The sequence below is a fragment of the Streptomyces sp. DvalAA-43 genome (assembly GCF_900091725.1).
GTDB classification, from domain to species: domain Bacteria; phylum Actinomycetota; class Actinomycetes; order Streptomycetales; family Streptomycetaceae; genus Streptomyces; species Streptomyces pulveraceus.
In genome coordinates this window covers 1-21,742 of record NZ_FMBW01000024.1, presented here as the reverse complement: position 1 = coordinate 21,742, position 21,742 = coordinate 1, and the positions used below count along the sequence as shown (strand labels likewise).

Below are 21,742 nucleotides of genomic sequence, written 5' to 3'. Positions count from 1 at the left end.
GGTAAGCCGTACCAGACCGTGGTGCACGAGCCCTGCCAGTGCGGGGGCGGCAAGTAACACCGTGCATTACATACGAGCCGCTCGGACCGCTCAGCACTGTGCGGTCCGGGCCATCACCGCACGCGGCCTGGCCCACCCGATCACCCTCGCGCTCCTCGCGGTCGCCGCCACGGCGGCCGCGAGGGCGTGGGACGCCGGCCACCGCGTCACCGACACCCACCCCGCACGTCCCCGAGAGGCACCACCCCGCATGCCCAACCAGCAGGCAGACCGCCATGGCTGACAACCTGCACGCTCGCTACATGCAGGCCGCCGCCACCTGGCGCACCCACCTCAAGACTTGCGCCCCCTGCCGGTCCGAACAGCACTGCACGGACGGAGCCCTGCTGTACCAGCGGGCCTCCGACCTCCAGGACGCACACATCAGCCGTCTCCGCTCGGGAGGAAAACAACGATGACACTGACCCTCGACACCTCCACACTCGACCGATTCCGCGACCGGCACGGCGACCCCGCCACCTGGTGCGGCGCCGAGATCGACAGCTACCTGACGATCGGTGAGATCGCTCCGCCGGTCCCGCCGCTCTACTCCTACGCGGAGATGCAGACCATCGCCGCCGACTACGAGCAGTCCTGCGTCTGCCAGCAGGCGACCGCGGACCGGCTGACCGCCGAGGGCCACCACGTGGCGGCTGGGATCTGGCGCCGCGGTGCGCGGGCGTCCCGCGAGTACGCGGCGGCCGCCCGCTTCGGCTACCCGCACTACGAGGCCGTCATCAACGGCTGGTGACAACGGCCTGCAGGTTGCCTGATCCGCGAAACGCTCCTGGTCGCACACACAGCGGCGAGGGGCGTTTCGCGGTGACTGGGAGCCGGACAGCCCGGACCATCGCCACGAATCGGGGAACGCCTGTCTGGGACGCCCCCGGCCGTGACCCGCGGGGCCAGTACGTGACCGACCTACGCCTACGCCGTCACGGTCCCCGCGGACACCATCGCCCAGGCCGGGGACGACGCTCGCACCGCCCGCTTCTGGCCCTTGACCGACCTGCCGCCGCTGGCTTTCGACCACGCCGACATCATCGCCGCCTGACGGTTGCCTGATCCGCCCGCACCGCCCGCCGAACCACGGCGGCCGGGACGGGACTCCCCATGCCCTGCCAGGCCGCCGCAGCCCTCCGGCGCGGCGGCCCGGCAGGTGTTCAGTAAGAAAGGAACCCCGCTGTGACCACCCGACGCCAGCCTCGCAAGGCTGCCGCCAAGAAGACGACGACCACGGCCGCCGGGCCGGCCGCGACGGCGGTGGCCACCGAGCCCGCCCTCGTACCTGCGCCCGAGGCCGGCGTCGAGGCGATCGTGACCGCCGCCCGCGCGGAGGCCGACCAGCTGTTGGCCGCCGCGCGCACCCAGGCGGAGGACCTGCTCGCGCAGGCCCGCCGACAGAACGCCGACGCCGACACGGCCGCACAGAAGGCGCAGGCGGAAGCCGACAGCATCCTCGCCACCGCGACGGAGCAGGCCGAGCGGATGCGCAAGCTGACCGGCGAGCAGATCGCGGCGGCCGAGGAGACCGTGCAGCGCGCCCGCACGATCGCCGACGGCGACCTGGCCGCGGCCGAGCAGACCCTCGCCCGCCGCCGCCAGGCCGCCGAGAAGGTCCAGGCCGAGGCCGAAGCCGAGGCCGCCCGGATCGTGAAGGTCGCCCGTGCCCGCGCGGCACAGATCAAGGACGAGGCCGAGCAGGACAAGAACCGCGTCCAGGCCGAGGCCGACTCCGCCGCCGAGCACGCCGAGCACCTGGTGGAGGAGGCCAAGCAGCGGGCCGACGACCTGGTGGCCGCTGCCGAGGACGACGCCCGCGCCCGCCGCGAGGCCGCGACCGAGATGCGCCAGCAGGCGGAGCAGGACTCCGAGCACCTGCGTACCCGGGCCCGTGAGGAAGTCGCGACGGCGGAAGAGGACGCGGCCCGGCTCCTGGACCACGCCCGCGGCCAGGCCGCCGAGGCGCTGCGTGAGGCCGAGCAGGACGCCGACGACACGCGCGGCGAGGCGCAGCAGGTTCTGGAGGCCGCGCGTGTCCAGGCCGAGGAGGACGTCCTCAAGGTCCGTTCCCTCGCGGAGGCCAAGGCGGCCGGTGCCATTTCCAGCGCGGAGGTTGCCGCGTCCGAACGGATCACGGCGGCCGAGAAGGAGGCGGCCCGCCTGGTCACCGCCGCCAACGACGAGGCCGAGCAGGTCCGGTCCCGCGCCCGTGCCGCGCAGCAGACGGCACGGCAGGAACTGGAGGCCACCCACGCGGAGGTGACCCGGGCCCAGGCGCTCATCGAGCGCCAGGAGCAGCGGGAGAACGTCGTCAACACCTGGGGGCCGCGCGTGGCCCTGGGCGCGACGATCGTCCTCACCGCGTCCGGCGAGTTCGCCCTGGCCAGGCTGAGCGGCTGGCCCGCGGAGGTGGCCTGGGCGCTGCCGCTGGCGATCGACGTCTACGTCGTGCAGGCGTTCCGCCGGCACCGCGACGTCGCCGGGGCACTGATCCTCATGGTCGCCGCGAACGCGATCTACCACCTCGCCGCGGCGGGCCTGGTCGGCGTCGACAAGAAGGGCCACCCGCTGTGGTGGCTCATCGTCTCAGTCGCCGCCATCGCCCCGTGGGTGATGTGGCGCATCCACCAGATCACCAAGGAGCCTGAGACGGACCCCGGTGAGACCGGCACCGGCACCGGGACCGGACCGGATGAGACGAGGCACACCGCACCGGCCCATGAGACCGAACACACCCGGACCGCCGATCTCAGCAGCCCCGGTGAGACGGTCCCCCACCCCCGCACCGCCCCCGCACTCACTGCCGAGACGGACAACAGTGAGACCCGCCCCGCACTTGAGACGGGCTCCACTGAGACCAACAAGCCGATGAGCCCGACTGAGACGGTGTCTCACCCGGGTGAGACACGCAGGTCAGGCCGTGAGACAGCCCCCACGGGCACCGGCGCGACCCCCGTCCCGCTGCGCCCCGCTGAGACCGGCCGCCCCGCACTCGCCCGGGACGCTGAGATCGAGGGACAGATCACCTCGCTGCTCAGTCTCATGTACCGGCGCCAGGGCATCGACTCCGTCTCAGTCGACGAAGCCAAGACGATCCTGGGCGTCTCACGCGCCACCGCCGGACGCCGCCTTGAGATCGCACGGACCCGCTTCAAGCAGGTCTCGTGAGACCACACGCCGCACACGCCCCGCGCATCCGCTGATCCGAAAGTCCGGCACACATCAGTGAAGGCCAGCCCATCCGAAGTGGGCTGGCCTTCGCTGCGACTGCCGGAAAAACAGTCGACAGCCCCAAGTACAGCACTGGAGGTCGCGCACATGAGCACGGACGACGAATTTCACCGCCTGGTGCGGAGTCTGAGAGAGGACCCGGAGCCGGACCGGCGCCCGGTCGAGACCGCTCCCCCAGCCCCGTCGCCCCCGGGGGCGAAGGGGCTGGGGCTGAAGGCGGGGCGGTCGCTGGCCGCGGTGATGACCAACCGGGCGATGGTCCCGGTGGCCGCCGCGGTGGTCGCCGTCGCCCTGTCCGGGGCGTTCCTGGGCTACCAGCACTACGCCACGCAGCAGGCCGCCGAGCAGGCCAGATCGGCGCAGATCGACCTGGAGCGGCAGCGCCTGGAAATCGAGGCGACGAAACACGAGATCGAGGCCAGTAGGGTCGCGCAGGCCGAGCATGCAGAGGAGGCGAAGCGGGCGGAGAAAGCCCGCGCCGAGTGCTACAAAGCGGCACAGGGAATGTCCGACTGGAAAAGGCCGGATTTCCTGGAGAAATGCACGGAGAATGCCGCTTCGAATATGTCGGATGACAGCAGCGGAATGCGGAACACCGCCGCGTCAGGCGGCGGGTCGGGCGGGTCCGGCATGCCGTCCGGGGCGTCCCTGCTCGGCGGTCTCGCCCTGGTCGGCGCGGGCTGGGTCGTCGTCTCCCGCATCAAGGCCAAGCGTCACCCCGCGTAGTCGATTCGGGCCTCTCCCTCTCTCCCTCCCTCTCTCCCTCCCCCTGAAAAGAACCCTCACCCCGCCCGTGAGCGGGGATTCCGGGGTGAGGGAGGGAGAGAGGGAGGGAGGGAGAGCCCACACAGAGTGACAGGAGTCACGGTGGAGATCTTCCTGCTCCTGGCCGTCGGCGCCGCAGCCAAACACACGACCGACTCGGTCCGTGGGTGGCTGGCGAGACGCGACCAGAAAGCGCAGGACGACATGGCCGCCCACGAGGCGACCGTGCAGGAAATCGCCGCAGGGAATTACCCCGGCAGCCCCGACAAGAAAGGAAATATCGACCAGAAGAGCACCGGAAACAACAGTGCGGGAGGCAAGGGAAAGCACCACACTTTACCTGCTTCCAATCCTTCCGGACCCGCCCCGAAGGACGACGGAAAGAAAGAGCGGAAAGACAGCGCGAAGGCCGCCCGGAAAGCCGCACAGGAAGAATCCAAGGCGCGGAAGAAAGCAGCGCGGGACGAGGCCAGGTCACGGAGCAGCGCCGGACGGGCCGGAGCGCCGGGCCGGAGCGGAGCGCCGGGCGGGGGCATGGGACGCGCCCCGGTCGGCGCGGACACGAAAGGCCCCAGGAAGCCCGGCCCCGGGAAGGGAGGCGGTGCGGGATCTTCCGGCAAGGACGGGAAGGGCGCCGCAGGATCCGGCGGCGGCAAGGGCGCCGCAGGGGGATCCGGTGCGGGAACCCCGGCCGGGAAGGACGACACGGCGGTGAAGGACAAGGCCGCCCGCCAGGCCGAGAAGGACGCCGCGGCGAAGGACAAGACCGCACGCGCGGACAAGAAGAAGGCCGATAAGGAAGCGGACCACGCGGACCACGCAGACCGGTTGGAGCGCCGGAAGGAGCGGTCCCGTAAGGCCGGAGCCGCGACGGGACGCGCCGCACGCAAAACGCTGGATGCCCGCCGTGACCGCGCCGCCCGGAAGAAAGCGAAGAAGGAAGCCGCGGACCGGGCGAAGGACAGCAAGAACACCACGACGGACCCGGCCGACCCTGCTGGTCCCGGCGGCACGTTCGCGGGCGACAAGGCCAAGCACGCCGGGACGCGGGCCGGGACCCGCGCCGGCCGCGCCATCCAGTCGGCCCGCGCCTACGGCGAAGGGTTCCTCGAAGGGTTCAAAGCCGCGATGGACCAGGCCGCCCGCGAGCACGCGGCGGCGCAAGCACAAGCAGAACTCGACAGGACAAGGAAGCCCATGACGGACGCAGCCCCGGCCACCCCCGTACCCGTGACCGCCGAGGACTCCAAGACCGGACTCCTCACTCTCGGGAAGGGCGCCACCCGCAAGACCATCAGCCGCGGCGAGGTGAAAACCCTGAAGAACTTCACCGACAGGCTCGGCGATTACGCCTCCACCGCCAGCAGCGCCGCGGACGACTGCAAGGCGCTGACCGGGCAGGCCCAGGAGTACGCCGCACAGGCCACCGCCCTCGCCGAGGAATGCCAGGCGGTCAAGGGCGGCGAGGGCCTCGTCGGCGAATGCCTCGCCCTCGCCGAGGCCGCGACCGTCCAGGGCGGCGCGGCCGACGAGCTCCACGCCCGGATGCTGCGCGCGGTCGAGTCGCTGGAGACCACCTCCGCGAACGCCGGGACCCGGCACGGCGCGATCTTCCGGGCCGTCGCCGACTCCCCGCTGTCGTCCCCCGCCGAGTCCCGCTTCTACAACTCCTAGGGAGAGATCACCATGACCGCACCCACCACGGCGCGTACCGAGGCGGAAGACCTCACCTACCGGCGACTCGTCGCCAAGGTGCAGGAGCTGGCCGCCGGCGTCGGTGCGCACGCCGAGCAGGTCGCCGAACTCGGCCGTGACACCGAGGAGTACGCCAAGGACCTCGCCCGGGTCGCCGAGATGCTCGCCACGGTCGCCGTCGATGCGGCCACGATCGGCGAGTGCCAGGACACCGCGCAGGTCATGACGGGCGCAGCCGAGGCGGCCGTCACCTACGTGTCCGCGACCGACACGACGGCCGCCGCCGCGCGCGCCGTCGGCAAGCGGGCCGCCGCCGACCACGGCGGGATCCAGGAAGCGGTCGACGCCTCGGCCGTCTCCATGGCCGACGCCTCCTTCTACGAGCAGGACTGACACACCAGCACACCGCGGCGGGGCCGGTCACCGACCGGCCCCGCCGCCCCATTCCCCCACCCCCACCCGCACCCCGCCCCGCTTCGCACAGGAAGGACACACGCTCATGACCGAGCCGACGACCCAGCCCGCCCCCGCCCCGGCCCCGGCGAACACCTCCGGCACGGTGGACCTGACCGCCGCCGCCCTGCTCGCCCTGTCCCCCGCGGCCTGCCTGGCCGTCGGCACGCAGATGGACTCCATCCCCGGCGTGATCTCCGCCGCCCTGGTCGCCGGAGCCGGGGCCGGAGTCGTGGCCGGGACCCGGATGGCCACCGGCCGCACCACCCTCAACTTGCCCGAGACCTCGCTCGTCCGCCGCCAGGCGTGGGCGCTGGTCTCGGCCTCCGGAGCATCCCTCCTGTCGCTCCTCGCCGGATGGCTCGACGGCGCGGCCGGCCCCGACGCCCTCCTCAGTACGGTGTTCTCCCCCTCCTGGGCGCAGGCCGGATACACGGTCATGTCCGGTGCCTGGTGGGCCGCCACCGGATTCACCGTGTGGCAGCTGCGCAAGCAGCTCCTCTACCGCCAGCCCGCCCCCGAACCCACCCCCGCCCCCGTCGAGGACCCGGCCGCCCCGACCACCGAGCCTGCGCGCCCGGTCCTGCCGCAGCAGATCAGCCCGACCGGATCGGTGGCCCGGATCCTGCACATGTGGCAGTACATCGGCGGCCCCAACGGCGTCGCCCCCGACCACCTCCTCAAGGACGTCGAAGTCGCCGCAGACGGGTCCTGGACCGGCCGCGTCCTGTCCCCCCTCGGCAAGACCGTCTCGACCCACGTCAGCCAGGGCACCCTCGCCCAGGTCTACGGATGCCCCGACGCCTGGGTCACCGTCGCCGACGGCTTCAACTCCGGCGAGCGAATCGTGTCCGTCCGTGCCACCGCCCCCGCCCCCACGGCCGGTGTCGACGACTCCACCCCCCAGGGCGTCTGGGCCGCATACGTCGCCGCCCCCGGCCGCCCGCTGCCCGGCACCACCCTGGAGAACGTCGGAGTCAACACCGCGGAGCAGGGCGGCGGCTGGCGCGCCTACGTCCGCGCCGACCGCCGCCGCGTCCCCACACCGGACCTCGTCGACCTCGCCGCCGCCCTCGGCGTCGACCGCCTCTCCCTCATCTCCTACGTCACCACGTCCGACCCCACCCGCGCGATCGTCCGCGTCATGGACCGCAACCCCCTGGAGGACGGCATGCCCATCCCTTCCCTCGACGCCCTGAAGGCGTCCGACGGCGGCTACATCTCCATCGGCCGCTACGTCACGATGACCGAGGTCCTGGTCCAGCTCTGCGAACCGGGCGACGGCGCGAAACACATGATGATCGCCGGGGCCACCGGCTCCGGAAAGAGCGCGCTGATCGAGGTCCTCGCCCTGGCCTGCCACGCCAACGGCTACGCGCTCGTGCTCGCGGACCCGAAGGGCAACAGCTTCCGTAAGCAGACCTACGACATGGCCGCGATCCACGGCTTCGGTATCGACGGCTCGATGACCGCCCTGCGCGCCGCCCACGCCAAGCTCAAGCAGGCCCAGAAGGACCTGGAGGGCACCGGGCAGAACACCTTCACGCATACCCCGGAACGGCCGCTGACCGTCGTGGTCCTGGACGAAGCATCGCGCCTTCTCAATAAGAACAGCCCGGTGAAGGACGAAGCGGTCGCCATCGTCGACGACTTCGCCTCCCTCGGCCGCGCGCTCGGCTTCTCGCTGGTGCTCGCCAACCAGATCGTGAACTTGGACCAGCTCGGAGGCTCGCAGGCCGTCCGCACCAACTTGATCGGCGGCGGCACCCTGGTCATGCTCCGCACCTCCTCCGGCCAGAAGCACCTGGCGGACTTGCCGGATGAGTTCGGACTCGTCGACCCTTCCCAGATCCCGCAGACCTGGGTGAGGGAGCTCAGCCTGGACGGGGTCCCGGACGGAGACCCCCGCCGTACCTACGGGCTCGGATACGGCGCCGGCCCCGGAGCCATGGCCGAGATGATGCGCACCTCCTACGCCCCCGACCTCGCCGCCCTCTACGACCCGGCCCGCGTCGTCCAGTTGGATTTCACCGGCATCGACACCACCGCCCACGTCACCCCCGCCGCACCCGCCGCACCGTCCTCGACCCGGGCCTCCTCCACCCCGGCCGGTACCGCAGTCGCCCCGGCGAAGGAGACGGTCGAGGACAAGGTCCTCGCGGTCCTGGAAGAGACCGGCGGCGGCTCCCTGCGCCGCAAGCAGATCCTCGACCTCACCGGAGCGGGCGCCGCCCAGCTCGACCGCGTCCTCAAGAAGCTCCGCGAAACCGGCGCCGTGATCAACCCCGACGGCATCGAGGGCCTCTACGCCCTGCCCGCCGAAGACAACTGACCCACCCACACCACGGCGGCCCGGGGCACACGCCCCGGGCCGCCCCGCACACACCTCTGGAAGGACCGCCCGTGCTCACCCGGATCCGCCCCCTGACGCCCCGGCCCACGTATCCCCCGGCCCCCGCACCGGCCCCCGCGTTCACACCGGACCCGGCGGACATCGCGGCAGAGGCCGCCCAGCACCTGAACGCCCTCACCACCCACATCCCCGCCCCGGCCCCGGCCACCGCCTCCCCCATCGCGGCCGTGCTCGCCGGAGCCCTCCACCTCCTCGAAACCCGCGGCTGGGCCGCCACCGGCCGTACCTGCCGCAATCCCACCGGAGCCCTCTGCCTCCTCGGCGCCCTCCGCGTCGCCGCCGGCAGCACCCCGAACTCATCCGACTCCCTCCCCGCCAGCCGCGCTGCGGCCTTCCTCCTCGACATCGTCCAGATCGCCTACCCCAACGCCCAGACCATCCCGTCCTGGAACGACGGCCAGCCCACCGCACACCAGCCCCTCGCCATGCTCCGCCTCGCCGGCCACCGAGCCCGGATCCTCGGCATCTGACCACCCACCCCCACCGACCCGCCGCCCCGCCCGGACCTTTCCGAGCGGGGCGCCGCACTGCCCTGCGCCATCCACCCCAGCCACCAGGAGACCGGACCCGTGCGCCGCTACCGCTACCGCTGCACCGTCTGCCGCACCACCAGCCCCGTCGTCCATCAGCTCCACGACCTGGCCGCCGAAGGCGAGGCCCACCGCCAGACCATGCACGGCGGCCACTTCCCCGACGACGAAGCGGCCGGCCGCATAGACCGCCTCGGCCGCTGGTACACCGCCCTGACCCCGCTGGCCGCGCTCCACGCCCACCTCGCCGACGCCCTCAGCGACCTCCGCGACCCCAAGGCAATGGGCCACTACTGGTGGGCCAGCGCCGGCGCCGCCCTCACCCTCGGCAGCGTGGCCGCCCTCCTCGTCGCGTTCATTTCCGCCGCCCTCTGACCCCCAACTCCGACCGCCCCGCCCGGCCCTCGGCCCGCCCCCACCACGGCCGAGGACCGGACAGGCCGGACCGGCCCACCCCGCCCCATCCCGCGCCCCGCCGACCAACCCGGCGGGGCGCAGCACTGCCCGCCCCGACGTATGGAGGACCCGCTCGTGCTCCCGTCTCGTCCGCGCCGCAGGACCGGCCGACCGCGACCCGCCCGCCCCTGCCCCCGCTACCCGCTCCCGCCCCACCGGCTCCCCACCCCCTGGACCCGCTGATGGACAACCGCCACCACGGCGACGAGATGGTCGACGTCGACCCGAACGACCCCGGCGACGATTCCTTACCGGTCTTCCGCTGGACGCAGGCCGGACGCACGAACCTCGCGACCCGCCGCCAGCTACGGGACATGGGCCTACGCCCCGGCGGCCAGGAGCCCGCCGCCCGCATCGAATGCCGCCGCGGCGGGCGCTTCGCCTGGCTGTACCGGATCGACCTGGCGAAGCCGAAGCTCCCGATGACGCTCGCGAAGGAAGCCGCGCTCGACAAAGCGATGGCCGCACGCCAGACATGCACCCCCTGCGGCCGACGCTATTTCCACTGTCTCCCGCTCAAGACCTTGGGGTCCTGCCTGGAGTGCTACGACGGCACGCCCGCCGACCCCGCTACCTACATCGCTCCCCCGGCCAAGCACCTGCTTGCCGCCTGATCAGTGAAGGAAGGAGTCGTCATGGCCACCCGCCGCGCGACCAACACGCCCAGGGGCGAGTGCCAGCAATGCTGGTACCACGCCCACGCCAGCCGCGAGGCCCACGCCGGACTCGGGCCCCGCCAGGACTGCCCGCAGTGCGTGGACCACATGCTCCACGGCCACCCCGACCACATGATCGCCAGGTGATGGCGGTGACGCGGGCCAGGAGTCGTCTGCTGGCCGCAGCGAAGCGGCTGAGACGGGGCGCATCGGGCACGGTGTACTCGCCGCCCGCCCCGGTGGACCACGTGACCGCGATCCTGACCCAGAAGCCGAGCCCGCCGCCGGCACGGAAGTCGCGGTCCACCGAGCCTCGTCCGCTGGCGGCATACGAGCTGGCGGGCCGCGAGCCGTGCTGGCGGTGCGGCGAGCCCCCAGTGGAGGGCACGCACGCCTGGGACGACCGCGGCGACTACCAGTTGCTCTCCAGCTACGCCTTCAAATGCGGGGCCGGGCACAGCTGGACGCACAGCACGGACGGGGGCTGACGCGCAGCGCCACCATCCGTTACATCCGATACGGCCCCGGCACATGGTCCGGAGGCGAGGACGTCATCGACGTCTACGAGGTCCCCACCGAGGACCCGGCAGCGCTGTAAGCAGCCGGCCAAGCTCACGCACACCAGCTCCTGACCGCGAAGCGGCCCTCCCCTCCCGGACAGTTCCGGGAGGGGAGGGCCGCCTTTTTGTGTTGAGGACGGGGCCGTCGGTGTGCCCAGTTATTACTGAGTAATAGCCGGGGCGAGGGATCCGAGCCCTGGGTGCGGCTATTACTCAGTAATAATCTGCGCCTCCGTGGTGCGCTCCAGGAGCAGCTCGGTGAGCTGCGCCAGGTCGTCGCTCGGCAGGTAGCGGACGAGATCGTCGGCGATCTGGGCCGGGTTGTGCAGCGTGACCACTGGCATCCCACGTCCATTGTCGATCGCGGCAGCGACGGTAGTGCTGTCCTGCTGACCGGGAATCCCTGACTTCCCCACGCGTGTGGGTTCCGTGTCCGCTACCAGAACCTCCCCCTTGTTCGCGCGGGCCTCCAGCTGGTGTGCCCGGGGTACGCCGGCCACCTTCAGGGCAAGGCGGATGTCGTTGAGCTTCCCGCCGTCCAGCTCCGACTGCAGCGCCGGGGCCAGGCTGTGCAGTGCCTGCTCTGCCGCCTCCTGTTCGTCGCTGGGCAGCTTGGCGAGCAATGCCGCACGCTTCACCTTCAGGTCCCCGGAGAGCACCAGCTCCTGGAGCTGAGGCGTGAGCTTCAGCAGCGCGACACGCTGCGAGACGAATCCCTGCGTCTTCCCGATACCGCTGGCTACCACCGTCTGCGACAGCCCCTGCCCGGCGGGCGGCTTGAGCGTGAGCACGCTCAGCGTCCGGGCCTCCTGCATGGCGTTGAGGCCGACCCGCTGAAGATTCTCCGCCACCGCCCACACCAAGGGGTTCTCTGCCGCGTCGTCATTGACCAGGACCGGCACGTCCTCGCAGCCCGCCAGCCAGGCCGCGTGCAGGCGCCGGTGTCCTGCCACCACGACGTACCGGCGATTGACCGCCTCCGCGTGCTGCGGGTGGTGCGCGACGAACGCCTCGCGAGTGCAGACCGTCAGCGCCTGGGCCACACCGATGCTCGACACGCTCTTCTTCAGACCCTGGAACTCGGGGTCGTTGGGGTCGATGTCACCGCGCGGGTTGTCCGGGTTCGGAGACAGGTCAGCCACCGAGACCCGGAAGTGCGCCGAGACGGCCGCGGGCTTCGCGGCCGCGCCGACGGACGACGCCCGGCCCGTCCCCGTGCCGCTCGCTTCGAGCCGGGCCGCCTGCTTCTCCTCCCACTCGCGCATCTCCCGCTCCTCATCACTCTCCGCCCCGGTAGCCAGGCCGTAGTGATTGAGGATGTCGTTGCGCGACGGTTCGTCAGGGCGGGCTTCCTCGCTCTGGTAGCGGGGCACATTGTCCTTCTTGCTCATGCGGCCAGCTCCTTCGCGATGCTGCGCAGCCCATCCACCAGCTCACAGTCGGGTGCCCATTCGAACAGCGGCTGATGGCGATCTGTCGCGTCACGCTGCTCCTTCAGGTCCCCGAAGACGTGCAGCACGCCGGGGCTCGTGCGCTCCTCCCACTCCTCCCGCTTCTTCTGCACTGACGCACCGCGGCGCGCGTCGTAGGCGTTCAGAACGAATCCGAGCTCATCCACCTGGACCCGGGTCATCTTCATCAACTGGAGACGCTGACTGTCGAACAGGTCGTACGCCTCGAAGCTTGGAGTGTCCGCCCACACCGGCATCAGCACCCCGGACCGGTCGGCGAGCTCCCCCTCGCGCCGCTGCACGTAGTGCATCGCAATATCCATGGACAGGCCGAGGCTCGGAGGACCGTCCAGGATGACGACGTCGTAGCTCTTCTCGACCGGCTCCAGAGCCCGGGCGAGGGACTCCTCGCGCCCCGTGCGCATCGAGCTCATCACCGCGTCGAACAGGAACGCGTCATTGCACGCCGGCAGCAAGTGCAGGCGCCCCTCGAAACGCTCCTGCGGCAGCGCCACGATCGACCGCCGCAGGTGCCGACGCGCCTTGCCCAGCATGTGCTCTAGCAGGCTCGCACCGCTGTCCATCGCGATCAGCTTCTGCCCCAGACGCCGCGTCATGTGGCCCTGCGGGTCGTAGTCGATCAGCAGAACCCTCAGGCCGAGCTCCGCGAACGCCTGCGCAAGTCCGGCCGCCACAAAGGACTTCCCGACCCCGCCCTTCTGCAACGCGACCAAGATCCGCTGCACCGGCTGCGCCAGCAGCCGCTCGGATGGAGACGGGTGCTGCGACAGCCAACGGCTGATCGCCTGAGCGATGCCCTGAACCTTGGTGATCTGGCGACTGTCGCACTCGGCCGCGAACCGGGCGACACCCCCGGCCGGGAGGTAGGTGCCCCAGGACTTCGCGCCTTTCACCTCTACCTGCGGCGCTTCCTGGTTGTCGTACCAAAGAGTGAGAGCGTGGGTAGCGGCATCCGAGACGTTCATGCCCCGCTCCGCAGCTCGGATCTTCAGATCACGCCGTAGCTGGGGCGTGAGGTTAACGATTAGTTTTTCTGTGACTTCTTCGTGGTTGTTGGCTGCCATGCGGGCAACTTACCAGCGACCAAATGACACACAATCACAGACACGAACGCGCTGGCCCGATGGCGCACCCCTCCCCGAGTTCTCCGGGACCGCCTAGTCTGATCAACAACCGGCGAGGGGGCTTCACATGGAGCAGGGGCAGATGTCTGCGCACAAGCTGGCGGTGCAGATTGCGCGGGTGGCCTGATGGAAAATTTCTTCGCGCGGGTGGGGCGGGTCTGGCCTGCGGGCCGCCGTGATCTGCACTGGCACATCCTGCCCACCGTGGCCGAGGCCGGCGCCCTTGCCGCGCCGTACAAGGGGCTTGCCCCGCGGGGGCTGGCGGGTGTGCCGGTGGAGTGGATGCACTGCACTCTCGTGCACGCTGTCGGACTGGGCATCGACGACGTCGACACGGACGCGCTCCTCAAGGAGGTGGGGGACTACGCGGAGACGGTGCAGCCGTTCACGCTGACGTTCGACCGGCCGTCCGTGGGCGCGGTCGCCGTGGAGATCAGCGGATGGCCGGGACGTGTGTTCACCGAGATTGTGGACGCCGTCACCCAGGCGACGGCCCGCAGCACGGGAGCGGCTTTCAAGCCCGCGCCGAGCCGCTACCCCCACATGTCACTCGCCTACACCTCGCACGGTGCCGAGGACGTCGACGCGGTCACCCTCCGGGCCGCACTGGCAGATATTGACCAGCCGCTGTCCGGGACCGTGCGCGTGGATCGCCTGCACCTCGTCGAGCAGTGGCACGACGGCGCGCACATCACGTGGCGGCTGGCCGCCGAAGTGCCTCTCGGCGGCCGCCCTGCCGACTGAGGTCAGGTGGTGTTGCCGCGCTGAAGCGCGGCCTGGCGCAGGCCGTTGATCAGCGGCAGGACATGGTCCTCGGTTGCCTCGCTGATGGCGATGAGATAGCCGATGAGGGAGCGGGCGATGATCGCGGCCTGCTCCGGTGCGGCGGTCGGTGCGAGGGACTTGAGGGTCTCGCTGAGCACGATGGACACCTGCGCGGTCGGATCAGTGTTCAGCTTCTCTGTCGCGGCCGCGAGTTCGTCCGCGGGCATGCCGTCGTGGATGCCGAGCCGGGCGGGCAGTGTTGCCTGCATGATGAGGTCGCCGAGGTCCGCGACCAGGACCGGTGTCGGCTGCTCGCCTGGTTCGTGCCGCAGAAGTGCGGCCATGGCCGTGTCGTCCTCACGCCACACAGCTTCCAGGAAGGCGCAGGCACGCAGGATGCCATCCGGTGTCATCGCATCGGCCATACCGTAATTCCTCTCCTGACAAGCCCAGTTCCCCGCTCGCCCAACTTAGCTGTCGGACCGGACCTAAGATTCAGCAGCACACGAAAGACGCTGCCCCGAGCAGTCCAGCGAGGAGACGCCCGTGACCGACGACCCCGAGACCGACGGCCCCGAGGTCGTCCACGTCGCCCGCAGAGCATGGACCGACGACGAGGTCGCCAAGCACGGCTTGGCCGCGCTGCGCCTGGCCGTGCTTGAGGACTTGATCAGAGAGGCGCGGTGCGGCCTCACCGGCACCGGCGACGTCGCCATCACGCTCAAGCCCTCCGGGTTGGGTACCGTTGTGGGGCGGGCGAGCGCAAAGTGCACGGATCCTGCGTGTGTTGACCTGGCTGCCGCTCAGCGCACGGCCCGACCCTGACCTAGGTCAGGGGACGTCCCCGGCCCAGTCCCACAGGCGGGGCTCGCCGGGACGTGCCTCGTATTCGGCGCGGCCGCCGGCCCCGCACGCGCCGTTGTTCGTGATCAGCATGGCCCCGCCGGCCCGGTCCGCAGGCGCCCAGCGGGTGACGTCGACGAGCTGGCCGTCGAGTGGGCCGCCGACGAGCTCGACGTACTCGTGGCCGGGCTGCTCGTAGGGGTCGGGGTCGTCGTGGTCGGATCCGTACACCCGTCGCCGAGGCAGTGCAGTCATGTGTTCAGGCTGGCACGGGCCGCCCGGCGCCGTCATCCGTTCGAGCGGACTGTCCCGGATCAGGTCGCACCAGAAATCGAACAAGTGCTCTAATCAAGGTATGACGTACCCCTACCCCGACGACCTGGTCCGGGCCCAGTGCGACTGGCTCGCCACCTACCGGCAGCTCGCCGAACCCCGCCTCCGCCACACCACCGTCCTGCGCCGCCGCCTCCTGGACCTGTCCGCCCAGGTCCAGTGGCATCCGTTCTGGTCCACCCCGCCCGGCACACCCGCCGCCCGGGTCGAGCTGCGACGGCTCGCCCACCACCAGGAGCAGCGCGGGACGCGTGCGGCATGACCCGGCCCGACGCCTTGTCCTCCCGGCAGGAAGCGATTCTGCGTGCGATCGGGGACTGGATCGCCGAGACCGGCGAGAGCCCGTCCGTCCGGCAGATCGGCGAGCGGGTCGGCCTGTCCAGCACCAGCTCCGTCGCCTACCAGCTCGGCCGCCTCGAAGCCCGCGGACTGATCAGCCGCACCGGCCACCGCTGGCGCTCCTGCCGCCTGAGCACCTGACCGATTCAGGGGCTGGTGAAGATGTCGTGGGTGCCGATGCGGCGCCACACGATGTGTGCGCCGCGTATCCGCTCCGTTCGCGCTGATCCGCCCGAAGCCCGACCTCGACCTGGTCGCGGCGGAACCGGCCGAAGCGGTCGCCGCCGCCCAGGCCGCCGTCGACGCACCCGATGGGGCACTCACTCGCCGCATGGTCGGGCCCGACCACGAGTCGGCATAGGCCGACCACAGACCCGACCACCGCAGACCAGGGCCGGGCGGCCGGTGACACGTCACCCGTACGATGACTGCGTGACCGCCCGCCGCGCTCTTGGTACCGGCCCCCAGGCTCCCGCGCACAACATCCGCGCCGCCCAGGCCGACCTCCTCGACGCTCTCCCCGGAGAGCGCCTCTCCGACCTCGACGACCTACGCGCCCGAGGCGTACTCGGCACCCGCCCGGCCGCGCCCCCGCCCCCGCGGCGGACCCTCGGGACTGGTAGCCGCGCCGATTGAGCGGCGCCCGACCTGGCGGGGCTCCTGCGGTGTCCTGCTCCTCCGCTCAGCCCTGGCCTGGGCGCACTCGGCATGGCCGCGCGGGACCCTGGAGGTATGGCCCGCACACGGTTCTGTGATTCCTGCGGGGCCCGGCTGCACACGGCGGCGTCGGGCCCAGGCGTACCGGGACCGGAGCGTACGACGGCTCTACGTCACGCTCACCCGATCCCTTGCGGCGACTCCTGGGGCATCCCTTGCGCCTCCTGCTGCGGTATCTCCTGCCCCAGCCTTCCGGGGCGCCGGGCGTCCGTGCTGGTCACCACGCACGCGGAGGCCATGGCGGGTGCTGACATCCCCTCTGCGCACCCCCTGCCGCCCGACCACCGAAAAGAGAGAAGGGGTGGGGGCGGGGCGGGCGGGAGCGCCTCGGGGACCGGTGGCCGGCCACTCCCACTCGCGCGACGGCGGGGCCGCGCGCGTCGGCGCCCCGAGTGGGGATGGCGGCCCGGTGCCTACTCGCGGCAGTGGCATCCCACGCACACCAGGCAGCAGCGGCAGGCGGAGCACTGCTGCCTCATCAGGTCGCCGCACGGCTGGAATGCGCCGCCGTCGTCGTCGGTCGGCCCCGGGCAGTAGCACTCACAGCAGGAGCCGCAGCCGCCGTGTACGCGGTCGATGCGGCGCCCGTCGATCACGGTGGTGCCCCGGTCCCCGCAGTCCCGGCAGCGCCGGGGCACGACCGGCACCGGCTCCGGCAGTGCCTCCATCTCCCGTGCCCACTCCCGCAGTGCCCGGAGATCGGCCGGGGTGATCCCGGTGGCCGGGTCGACGGCGTACGCGAGGACCGGGCCGACCGCGGAGAGGTAGGCGGTGGTCTGGCGGAGCTCCTCCCGGTGGTGGTCCAGGGCCCGCACCCACGCCACCGGCCGGTCGTGGGTACGTGCCCAGGAGGCGATCTCCTCGGCCCGCCAGTGCAGGTCCCCCGCCGCGTCGGGGGACCGTCCGGGGTCCTCCACCCGCATGTAGTGGACGGTGGAGGTGTGCGGCATCGGCACCAGCGGCGGCACCGACTCCCACCCCAGGGCGGGGAGCAGCGGCTCCAGCTCGGCCGGGGTGTACGAGGAGGCCAGGGTGAGCTCGGCCGGGAGGTCCGCGAGGGCCCGGCCGATCGCCGGGTCCAGGGCGAGCCGGAGGCTGCGCGGGCGTGGGTAGACCATCGCGGCCCATTCCTGCCAGGCCGCCGACTCGGCGTCGTGCAGGCGGTGGCCGGCGGGCAGCGGCCCGGCGTACGGGGAGAGCACACCATCGATCTCGATCGCAATATATGGACGCATACCAGGAGAATAGCTACCAACTGGCATTATTCTTATGCTAGTTGGGCATTCGACGCACAAGGAAGGCCGGTCATGGATCACGAGGAAGTCCGCCGCTACTCGTACTGGGGCGAGGTCCCCACCAGCACCTACATGACGAAATCTCAGCTCCAGCGCCTGACCATGCCGCGCCAGCCGGGCGGCCCGGTCCGCGCCAGGGTCGAGGGCCGCGACGGCGCAGGCCGCAAAGGCGTTTTCGACCTGTACCTCGTCTCCGAGTCCGAGCCGACGTCGTCCAGCGTCGCGCAGCTCGCCGCAGCCGCCGCCCGCCGCACGACCGCCGACCGCATCTGCGACGAGTGCGGGGCCCGCCCCGATCAGCCCTGCACCCCGTGGGGCGACACCGGCCGCCCCCTGTGCCAGACCTGCGCCCACATCGAGCGCCTGCGCGCCGCCCAGCACCAGGCCGCCGACCGCCGCGCCCACGTCCAGCGCCAGGCCGCCGACCTCCTGGACCACCAGGCCCTCGCCGTCCTCCACGCCACCTACACCACCCGTGGCACCACCGCGTCCGGCCGACGCCGTCCGCCCTCCGCCGCGCACGTCACCGCGCTCGCCCCGGACGGCCGCACCCTGATCGATACCCGGCTACGCCTCGTGCCGCCCCGCTCGAAGGGCATCCCCGAGGACGCCGTCGACCCGGAGGCCGCCGCCGAGGAGATCCGCGCGGCACTGGCCCCGGCCACCGTCGTGGTCTGGGCCGATGCCCTCGGCGACCTCTCCGCCGGCCTGAGCAGGCTCGGGATTCCGTGGCCGGTCCCGAGCGGCTACGGCCGCCGTCACGACCTGTGCCAGATGACCGCAGCCTGGCGCGGCGACATCGGTCACAAGACCGGGTCGCCCCGCATGCCCGTCGCGCCAGGCCGCGCCGACCGGATGCTGTACCTCCTCCAGGAGATGGCCCAGGCGAGGCCCTGAGAAGGATGCGACCAGCGAGCACATCCGACCGGCTCCATGCCCGCGCGGCCGGCCTGCGCGCGGCGGTCATCCGGGACATGCCGGACCCGCGCACCACACCCCGGCCCCACCGCTGGATCGCCGACTACACGCCTGCGGAGGCCAAGGAGGTATCGCGCGGGCGTCCGGCGTCGCGCGTACCACGATCGACCGGGGCATCCGTAAGGGAGCCCGGTCCCGATAGGGAGGCGACCCGCCCCGGTGCCCGGAGGCGCCAGAGGGGCCCGGATCCCCATCGGATCCGGGCCCCTCTGGCGTTCTGCGCGCCGGCCGTCTACCAGGTCATCCCGAGCTGATCGAGGTCCGCACGGCGCTGCCCGGTGAGCTTGTCGCCGCGCCGCCGGGCGTTGTCGATCCACGTGCCGAGCCGCACCACCACAGCCTCGCCAGCGCCCCCCTGACGGTCTGACGCCGCAGGCTCGACCGCCAGGTGCTCGACGTGCCTCCGGGGCACCCGGAGGTGCCCCTCACGGGCGTGAAAGGCCCGCGCGGCCTCCAGGCCGAGCGCCCACCTCGCGTCGTGCCCCCGTGCCGCCTGCTTCCCGGACGGCTCGACCCCGAGGCTCTCCAGCAGCAGCTGCTGCGCGGGCGCCAGCCGCCCCCACGCCTCCGCGTCCTGCTGAGCGGCGACCCACCGTCCGAGGTCCTCGCCCTGGACGACCACCGCCCCGGCCGTGGCCGGGAGCGCCCCACCGGCCCGGACATGCGCCTGGACAAGCCGCAGGCGCCGCTGCCACGTCGTGTCCCACGCAGGGCACCACCCCGGGTCGATCGCGTCCAGCTCGTCCTGCCGCGCCTTCGTCATCGCCCCGGCCGACGACACCACCGCGCGCCCGGCCGACCGAAGCGCGTCGTTCTCCCGCGCCCGCCGCGCCGCCGCCCTGGCATTCTTCGCCCACACACCGATGGGGTAGTCGCCCCACACCGCCGTAGCCGGGGGCAGGAAATGTCCGTGCGCCTCGGCGTAGAGCCGAGCCACCATCAGGCCGTCCTCCCACGCCGCGTCCCGCTCCGACCACACCATCCCCAGCCCCTCCAGCTCCGCCAGGCGCTCGGCATCCAGCGACCCGTCCGCGTACGCGGTCCGCTGAGTGGCCAGCCACCGCCCCAGCGGATACCCGCCCACCCCCGCCCACTCCACCGGCGTCTCGTACGCGTACGGCACCCGCAGCCGGTCGTTCCCCGTCTCGCGCAGCCACCGGGCCGCAGCCTCGATCCCGCGCCGCCAGTACATCCCCTCCGGGTCGATGACCCGCAGCCGCACGAAGGCGGCCAGCACCGCCGGGTCACGCTCCTCGCCGAACCGCACCAACCCCGCCGCCCCCGCGCTCACCTGGGCCCGCGCCCCGAACTCCTCGGCGTCCTCGGCGTCCTCGTGGTCCTGGCCCTCCTCCTCCTCGGCCGGGTGCTCCCGGCCGCTCCGGGCGCGAGGATCGGCCAGCGTTTCGACGGTGTCCGTGTCGTGCGCCCGCAGAGCACCGAGGATTTTCGCGAGAGTCGAGTAGGCATTGGAGGTGAGCATTTCATCCGCTTCCTCGTCCGGACCGAGGAATACCGGCACGATCAAAGTCGCGAGCTTTCCCCGCCCCGGACTGGTCCGCAGAGCACGCCCGACCATCTGCACGATATCGACCATCGACCCGCGCGCATCCGCGAAAAGCACCGCATCACACTCCGCCGTATCAACCCCTTCCCCGAGGACCTTCACGGAGCTGAGCACACGCAGCGCGGCGGGGATATCTGAATTCCCGTCAAGGAAATCCGAGGAGAATTCTTCCAGGACTTTCCGGCGATGCATGGGGGAGTGCTCGCCGTAGAGCCAGTCCGCCCACACCCGACTCGCCGCCGGGTAGGTGCCGGGGTCCTCCTCGGCCAGGCGCGCCGCCACCCCCACCACCCCGGCCGCCATCGCCTCCGCCTCGGACACCCGGCTGTGAAAAGAGAGCACCCGCCGCACCCGCTCCTCGACCGCAGCCCGCATCAGACCGCTCTGGATCGCCGCCAGCCGCGCCGCCCGCGCCGCCCCCGTCCCCAGCCCGCCGCCCGCCAGCTCGGCGTAGACCTCCGGATCGCGGATGTCCAGGCAGAGCACCTGATACGGCGCCACAATGCCCCGCCGGATCGCCTCCGAAAGCGTCAGCCTGTAGGCCACCGGCCCGAAAATCGGACTGTCCGGGTCCATGCTCGCCACCAGACGCGGCACCCCGCCCTCACGGTCGGGCGCCTCCCAGATCCGCGCCGTCGCCGTCATGTACAGCCGCCGCGCCGCCGGGATCCGGGCCTGATCGTGCACAGCAGCCCACGGCTTCCCCAGCTCGCCACTCGTCCGGTGCGCCTCATCGACCACCACCAGGTCCCACGCCGGGAGGCCCGCCGCGTGCGCCCGCTGAAGCGTCCCCAGCGACGCGTAGGTCGCTACCGCCGTGACCGTCTCCAGGTCCCGCACCCACTCCGTCAGATCGCCGGGATCGGTGGTGCAGGGGATTCCCTCGGACTCCGCGCCCCGTAGCGAGCACACCCCGACGATCGCGCCCCGCCGCCCGCCCCGCCGCCAGGCGCCGGCCATCTGCATCAGCAGATCGAGCGTCGGCACCAGGACGAGCACACGCCGGGCGGAAAGGCGATTCGCGACCTCCACTCCGACCCGTGTCTTTCCCGACCCCGTAGCAGCGATCACCTGCGCACGGAGGCCCTGCTCAGGAACGGGTTCGCCAGGCTGATTGGCGAGCACACGCAGGATCCCATCCACGGCCTCGGGCTGATGCGGCCTCAGCGGCATTGCGGTCACTTTGATTTCCTTTTCTCGCACCGGAAGAGGTGATCTGACGGCAGAGCAGAATTTATCCAGGTCCCGGAAATGACGCGCCTTCGAGAAAGCTGCCCGCGCGGGATTGTGTGGGCATCGTCTTCCCTCGGAGTGACGCCCCGTCCAGGCCCCGGGAGTCTGCCACCAGAAGAGAACCTATCCGGTCGGCAGAGTTGACGCACGTGAAGTCGGAAAGTGTTCGTGGATGACCGGATCTGATCGGCCGTCAAGGCCGTGTCACCCTCAGCCCAGTGGTGACCGGTCACCAAGCGGCAGCCCGGTCCCCCTTCCCCGTAGCCAGCCGCCCGCGT

General features: G+C 71.6%; 26 protein-coding genes. 20 read left to right on the top strand and 6 right to left on the bottom strand.

Features of this window, described 5'->3' with window-relative positions; genetic code table 11:
* The first annotated feature begins 61 nt into the window (after positions 1 to 61).
* The 13 genes from GA0115234_RS04855 (at position 62) to GA0115234_RS04790 (ending at position 10,729) form a co-directional block, all read left to right on the top strand.
* Complete coding sequence (locus GA0115234_RS04855; RefSeq protein WP_093539594.1) at positions 62 to 283, top strand: hypothetical protein; 222 nt, start codon at positions 62 to 64, stop codon at positions 281 to 283.
* Positions 276 to 458, top strand: coding sequence for a hypothetical protein (locus GA0115234_RS04850; RefSeq protein ID WP_093539593.1), 183 nt, complete (start codon positions 276 to 278; stop codon positions 456 to 458). Before GA0115234_RS04855 ends, GA0115234_RS04850 begins: the two co-directional genes overlap by 8 nt.
* Positions 455 to 790 carry a hypothetical protein gene (locus GA0115234_RS04845; RefSeq protein WP_093539592.1) on the top strand — a complete coding sequence of 112 codons (336 nt, stop codon included), beginning with the start codon at positions 455 to 457 and terminating at the stop codon, positions 788 to 790. Before GA0115234_RS04850 ends, GA0115234_RS04845 begins: the two co-directional genes overlap by 4 nt.
* Before the next feature lie 434 nt (positions 791 to 1,224).
* Positions 1,225 to 3,210 (top strand): hypothetical protein, encoded by a 1,986-nt coding sequence (locus GA0115234_RS04835; RefSeq protein WP_093539591.1) that lies wholly within the window; start codon positions 1,225 to 1,227, stop codon positions 3,208 to 3,210.
* A 150-nt stretch (positions 3,211 to 3,360) separates the two neighbouring features.
* The gene (locus GA0115234_RS04830) at positions 3,361 to 3,999 is read left to right on the top strand and encodes a hypothetical protein (RefSeq protein WP_093539590.1); all 639 of its coding nucleotides are present in this window, start codon (positions 3,361 to 3,363) and stop codon (positions 3,997 to 3,999) included.
* Between the two features lie 126 nt (positions 4,000 to 4,125).
* Positions 4,126 to 5,712: a hypothetical protein gene (locus GA0115234_RS04825; protein ID WP_161275571.1), complete on the top strand. Its 1,587-nt coding sequence runs from the start codon at positions 4,126 to 4,128 to the stop codon at positions 5,710 to 5,712.
* 12 nt (positions 5,713 to 5,724) lie between these two features.
* Entirely contained in the window at positions 5,725 to 6,126 is a 402-nt protein-coding gene (locus tag GA0115234_RS04820) for a hypothetical protein (RefSeq protein ID WP_093539588.1), read from the top strand.
* Between the two features lie 106 nt (positions 6,127 to 6,232).
* Complete coding sequence (locus tag GA0115234_RS04815) at positions 6,233 to 8,518, top strand: DNA/RNA helicase domain-containing protein (protein WP_093539587.1); 2,286 nt, start codon at positions 6,233 to 6,235, stop codon at positions 8,516 to 8,518.
* A 71-nt stretch (positions 8,519 to 8,589) separates the two neighbouring features.
* Positions 8,590 to 9,069 carry a DUF6197 family protein gene (locus GA0115234_RS04810; protein WP_093539586.1) on the top strand — a complete coding sequence of 160 codons (480 nt, stop codon included), beginning with the start codon at positions 8,590 to 8,592 and terminating at the stop codon, positions 9,067 to 9,069.
* Positions 9,070 to 9,168: 99 nt separating this feature from the next.
* On the top strand, positions 9,169 to 9,504 hold the full coding sequence (locus tag GA0115234_RS04805; protein ID WP_093539585.1) for a hypothetical protein: 336 nt from the start codon (positions 9,169 to 9,171) through the stop codon (positions 9,502 to 9,504).
* Between the two features lie 263 nt (positions 9,505 to 9,767).
* On the top strand, positions 9,768 to 10,199 hold the full coding sequence (locus GA0115234_RS04800) for an RRQRL motif-containing zinc-binding protein (RefSeq protein WP_093539584.1): 432 nt from the start codon (positions 9,768 to 9,770) through the stop codon (positions 10,197 to 10,199).
* 21 nt (positions 10,200 to 10,220) lie between these two features.
* Entirely contained in the window at positions 10,221 to 10,388 is a 168-nt protein-coding gene (locus GA0115234_RS04795) for a pRL2-8 (RefSeq protein ID WP_093539583.1), read from the top strand.
* Positions 10,385 to 10,729 (top strand): hypothetical protein, encoded by a 345-nt coding sequence (locus GA0115234_RS04790; protein WP_093539582.1) that lies wholly within the window; start codon positions 10,385 to 10,387, stop codon positions 10,727 to 10,729. The genes GA0115234_RS04795 and GA0115234_RS04790 overlap by 4 nt, the downstream gene beginning before the upstream one ends.
* Before the next feature lie 281 nt (positions 10,730 to 11,010).
* On the opposite strand, the gene GA0115234_RS04785 is transcribed toward GA0115234_RS04790, so the two are convergent.
* Both GA0115234_RS04785 and GA0115234_RS04780 read right to left on the bottom strand, forming a co-directional pair.
* The gene (locus tag GA0115234_RS04785) at positions 11,011 to 12,192 is read right to left on the bottom strand and encodes a ParB/RepB/Spo0J family partition protein (RefSeq protein ID WP_093539581.1); all 1,182 of its coding nucleotides are present in this window, start codon (positions 12,190 to 12,192) and stop codon (positions 11,011 to 11,013) included.
* Complete coding sequence (locus GA0115234_RS04780) at positions 12,189 to 13,337, bottom strand: ParA family protein (RefSeq protein ID WP_237541101.1); 1,149 nt, start codon at positions 13,335 to 13,337, stop codon at positions 12,189 to 12,191. The genes GA0115234_RS04785 and GA0115234_RS04780 overlap by 4 nt, the downstream gene beginning before the upstream one ends.
* 186 nt (positions 13,338 to 13,523) lie before the next feature.
* Between GA0115234_RS04780 and GA0115234_RS04775 the strand changes: the two genes are divergently transcribed.
* Positions 13,524 to 14,141 (top strand): 2'-5' RNA ligase family protein, encoded by a 618-nt coding sequence (locus tag GA0115234_RS04775; protein ID WP_107405772.1) that lies wholly within the window; start codon positions 13,524 to 13,526, stop codon positions 14,139 to 14,141.
* 2 nt (positions 14,142 to 14,143) lie between these two features.
* Here the strand turns inward: GA0115234_RS04775 and GA0115234_RS04770 are convergent, their stop codons facing one another.
* On the bottom strand, positions 14,144 to 14,587 hold the full coding sequence (locus tag GA0115234_RS04770) for a hypothetical protein (RefSeq protein WP_093539579.1): 444 nt from the start codon (positions 14,585 to 14,587) through the stop codon (positions 14,144 to 14,146).
* 121 nt (positions 14,588 to 14,708) lie between these two features.
* Between GA0115234_RS04770 and GA0115234_RS04765 the strand changes: the two genes are divergently transcribed.
* Complete coding sequence (locus GA0115234_RS04765) at positions 14,709 to 14,987, top strand: hypothetical protein (RefSeq protein WP_093539578.1); 279 nt, start codon at positions 14,709 to 14,711, stop codon at positions 14,985 to 14,987.
* Positions 14,988 to 14,993: 6 nt separating this feature from the next.
* Here GA0115234_RS04765 and GA0115234_RS04760 read toward each other — a convergent pair whose 3' ends face one another.
* On the bottom strand, positions 14,994 to 15,260 hold the full coding sequence (locus tag GA0115234_RS04760; protein ID WP_093539602.1) for a hypothetical protein: 267 nt from the start codon (positions 15,258 to 15,260) through the stop codon (positions 14,994 to 14,996).
* Positions 15,261 to 15,360: 100 nt separating this feature from the next.
* Here GA0115234_RS04760 and GA0115234_RS04755 point away from each other — a divergent pair, with 100 nt between their 5' ends.
* The 4 genes from GA0115234_RS04755 (at position 15,361) to GA0115234_RS41785 (ending at position 16,313) form a co-directional block, all read left to right on the top strand.
* The gene (locus GA0115234_RS04755; RefSeq protein ID WP_093539577.1) at positions 15,361 to 15,600 is read left to right on the top strand and encodes a hypothetical protein; all 240 of its coding nucleotides are present in this window, start codon (positions 15,361 to 15,363) and stop codon (positions 15,598 to 15,600) included.
* Positions 15,597 to 15,818, top strand: a complete 222-nt coding sequence (locus GA0115234_RS04750; RefSeq protein ID WP_093539576.1) for a LexA family protein — start codon at positions 15,597 to 15,599, stop codon at positions 15,816 to 15,818. The genes GA0115234_RS04755 and GA0115234_RS04750 overlap by 4 nt, the downstream gene beginning before the upstream one ends.
* A 55-nt stretch (positions 15,819 to 15,873) precedes the next feature.
* On the top strand, positions 15,874 to 16,038 hold the full coding sequence (locus tag GA0115234_RS42210) for a hypothetical protein (RefSeq protein ID WP_176729073.1): 165 nt from the start codon (positions 15,874 to 15,876) through the stop codon (positions 16,036 to 16,038).
* Positions 16,039 to 16,109: 71 nt separating this feature from the next.
* Positions 16,110 to 16,313, top strand: a complete 204-nt coding sequence (locus tag GA0115234_RS41785; RefSeq protein WP_141718397.1) for a hypothetical protein — start codon at positions 16,110 to 16,112, stop codon at positions 16,311 to 16,313.
* Positions 16,314 to 16,807: 494 nt separating this feature from the next.
* Here the strand turns inward: GA0115234_RS41785 and GA0115234_RS04745 are convergent, their stop codons facing one another.
* Entirely contained in the window at positions 16,808 to 17,629 is an 822-nt protein-coding gene (locus GA0115234_RS04745) for a hypothetical protein (RefSeq protein WP_093539575.1), read from the bottom strand.
* A gap of 72 nt (positions 17,630 to 17,701) precedes the next feature.
* Here GA0115234_RS04745 and GA0115234_RS42205 point away from each other — a divergent pair, with 72 nt between their 5' ends.
* Positions 17,702 to 18,586: a hypothetical protein gene (locus GA0115234_RS42205; RefSeq protein WP_093539574.1), complete on the top strand. Its 885-nt coding sequence runs from the start codon at positions 17,702 to 17,704 to the stop codon at positions 18,584 to 18,586.
* Positions 18,587 to 18,899: 313 nt separating this feature from the next.
* Here the strand turns inward: GA0115234_RS42205 and GA0115234_RS04735 are convergent, their stop codons facing one another.
* Entirely contained in the window at positions 18,900 to 21,404 is a 2,505-nt protein-coding gene (locus tag GA0115234_RS04735; RefSeq protein ID WP_093539573.1) for a DEAD/DEAH box helicase, read from the bottom strand.
* Between the last annotated feature and the right edge of the window lie 338 nt (positions 21,405 to 21,742).

What these genes read in the sequence shown, in the direction of transcription:
- GA0115234_RS04770 (WP_093539579.1), bottom strand. Translation starts at nt 14,587, where the DNA reads ATGGCCGATGCGATGACACCGGATGGCATCCTGCGTGCCTGCGCCTTC.
- GA0115234_RS04850 (WP_093539593.1), top strand. Translation starts at nt 276, where the DNA reads ATGGCTGACAACCTGCACGCTCGCTACATGCAGGCCGCCGCCACCTGG.
- GA0115234_RS04780 (WP_237541101.1), bottom strand. Translation starts at nt 13,337, where the DNA reads ATGGCAGCCAACAACCACGAAGAAGTCACAGAAAAACTAATCGTTAAC.
- GA0115234_RS04755 (WP_093539577.1), top strand. Translation starts at nt 15,361, where the DNA reads ATGACGTACCCCTACCCCGACGACCTGGTCCGGGCCCAGTGCGACTGG.
- GA0115234_RS04830 (WP_093539590.1), top strand. Translation starts at nt 3,361, where the DNA reads ATGAGCACGGACGACGAATTTCACCGCCTGGTGCGGAGTCTGAGAGAG.
- GA0115234_RS04820 (WP_093539588.1), top strand. Translation starts at nt 5,725, where the DNA reads ATGACCGCACCCACCACGGCGCGTACCGAGGCGGAAGACCTCACCTAC.
- GA0115234_RS42205 (WP_093539574.1), top strand. Translation starts at nt 17,702, where the DNA reads ATGGATCACGAGGAAGTCCGCCGCTACTCGTACTGGGGCGAGGTCCCC.
- GA0115234_RS04795 (WP_093539583.1), top strand. Translation starts at nt 10,221, where the DNA reads ATGGCCACCCGCCGCGCGACCAACACGCCCAGGGGCGAGTGCCAGCAA.
- GA0115234_RS04815 (WP_093539587.1), top strand. Translation starts at nt 6,233, where the DNA reads ATGACCGAGCCGACGACCCAGCCCGCCCCCGCCCCGGCCCCGGCGAAC.
- GA0115234_RS04750 (WP_093539576.1), top strand. Translation starts at nt 15,597, where the DNA reads ATGACCCGGCCCGACGCCTTGTCCTCCCGGCAGGAAGCGATTCTGCGT.
- GA0115234_RS04760 (WP_093539602.1), bottom strand. Translation starts at nt 15,260, where the DNA reads ATGACTGCACTGCCTCGGCGACGGGTGTACGGATCCGACCACGACGAC.
- GA0115234_RS04800 (WP_093539584.1), top strand. Translation starts at nt 9,768, where the DNA reads ATGGACAACCGCCACCACGGCGACGAGATGGTCGACGTCGACCCGAAC.
- GA0115234_RS04785 (WP_093539581.1), bottom strand. Translation starts at nt 12,192, where the DNA reads ATGAGCAAGAAGGACAATGTGCCCCGCTACCAGAGCGAGGAAGCCCGC.
- GA0115234_RS04845 (WP_093539592.1), top strand. Translation starts at nt 455, where the DNA reads ATGACACTGACCCTCGACACCTCCACACTCGACCGATTCCGCGACCGG.
- GA0115234_RS04735 (WP_093539573.1), bottom strand. Translation starts at nt 21,404, where the DNA reads ATGCCGCTGAGGCCGCATCAGCCCGAGGCCGTGGATGGGATCCTGCGT.
- GA0115234_RS04775 (WP_107405772.1), top strand. Translation starts at nt 13,524, where the DNA reads ATGGAAAATTTCTTCGCGCGGGTGGGGCGGGTCTGGCCTGCGGGCCGC.
- GA0115234_RS04745 (WP_093539575.1), bottom strand. Translation starts at nt 17,629, where the DNA reads ATGCGTCCATATATTGCGATCGAGATCGATGGTGTGCTCTCCCCGTAC.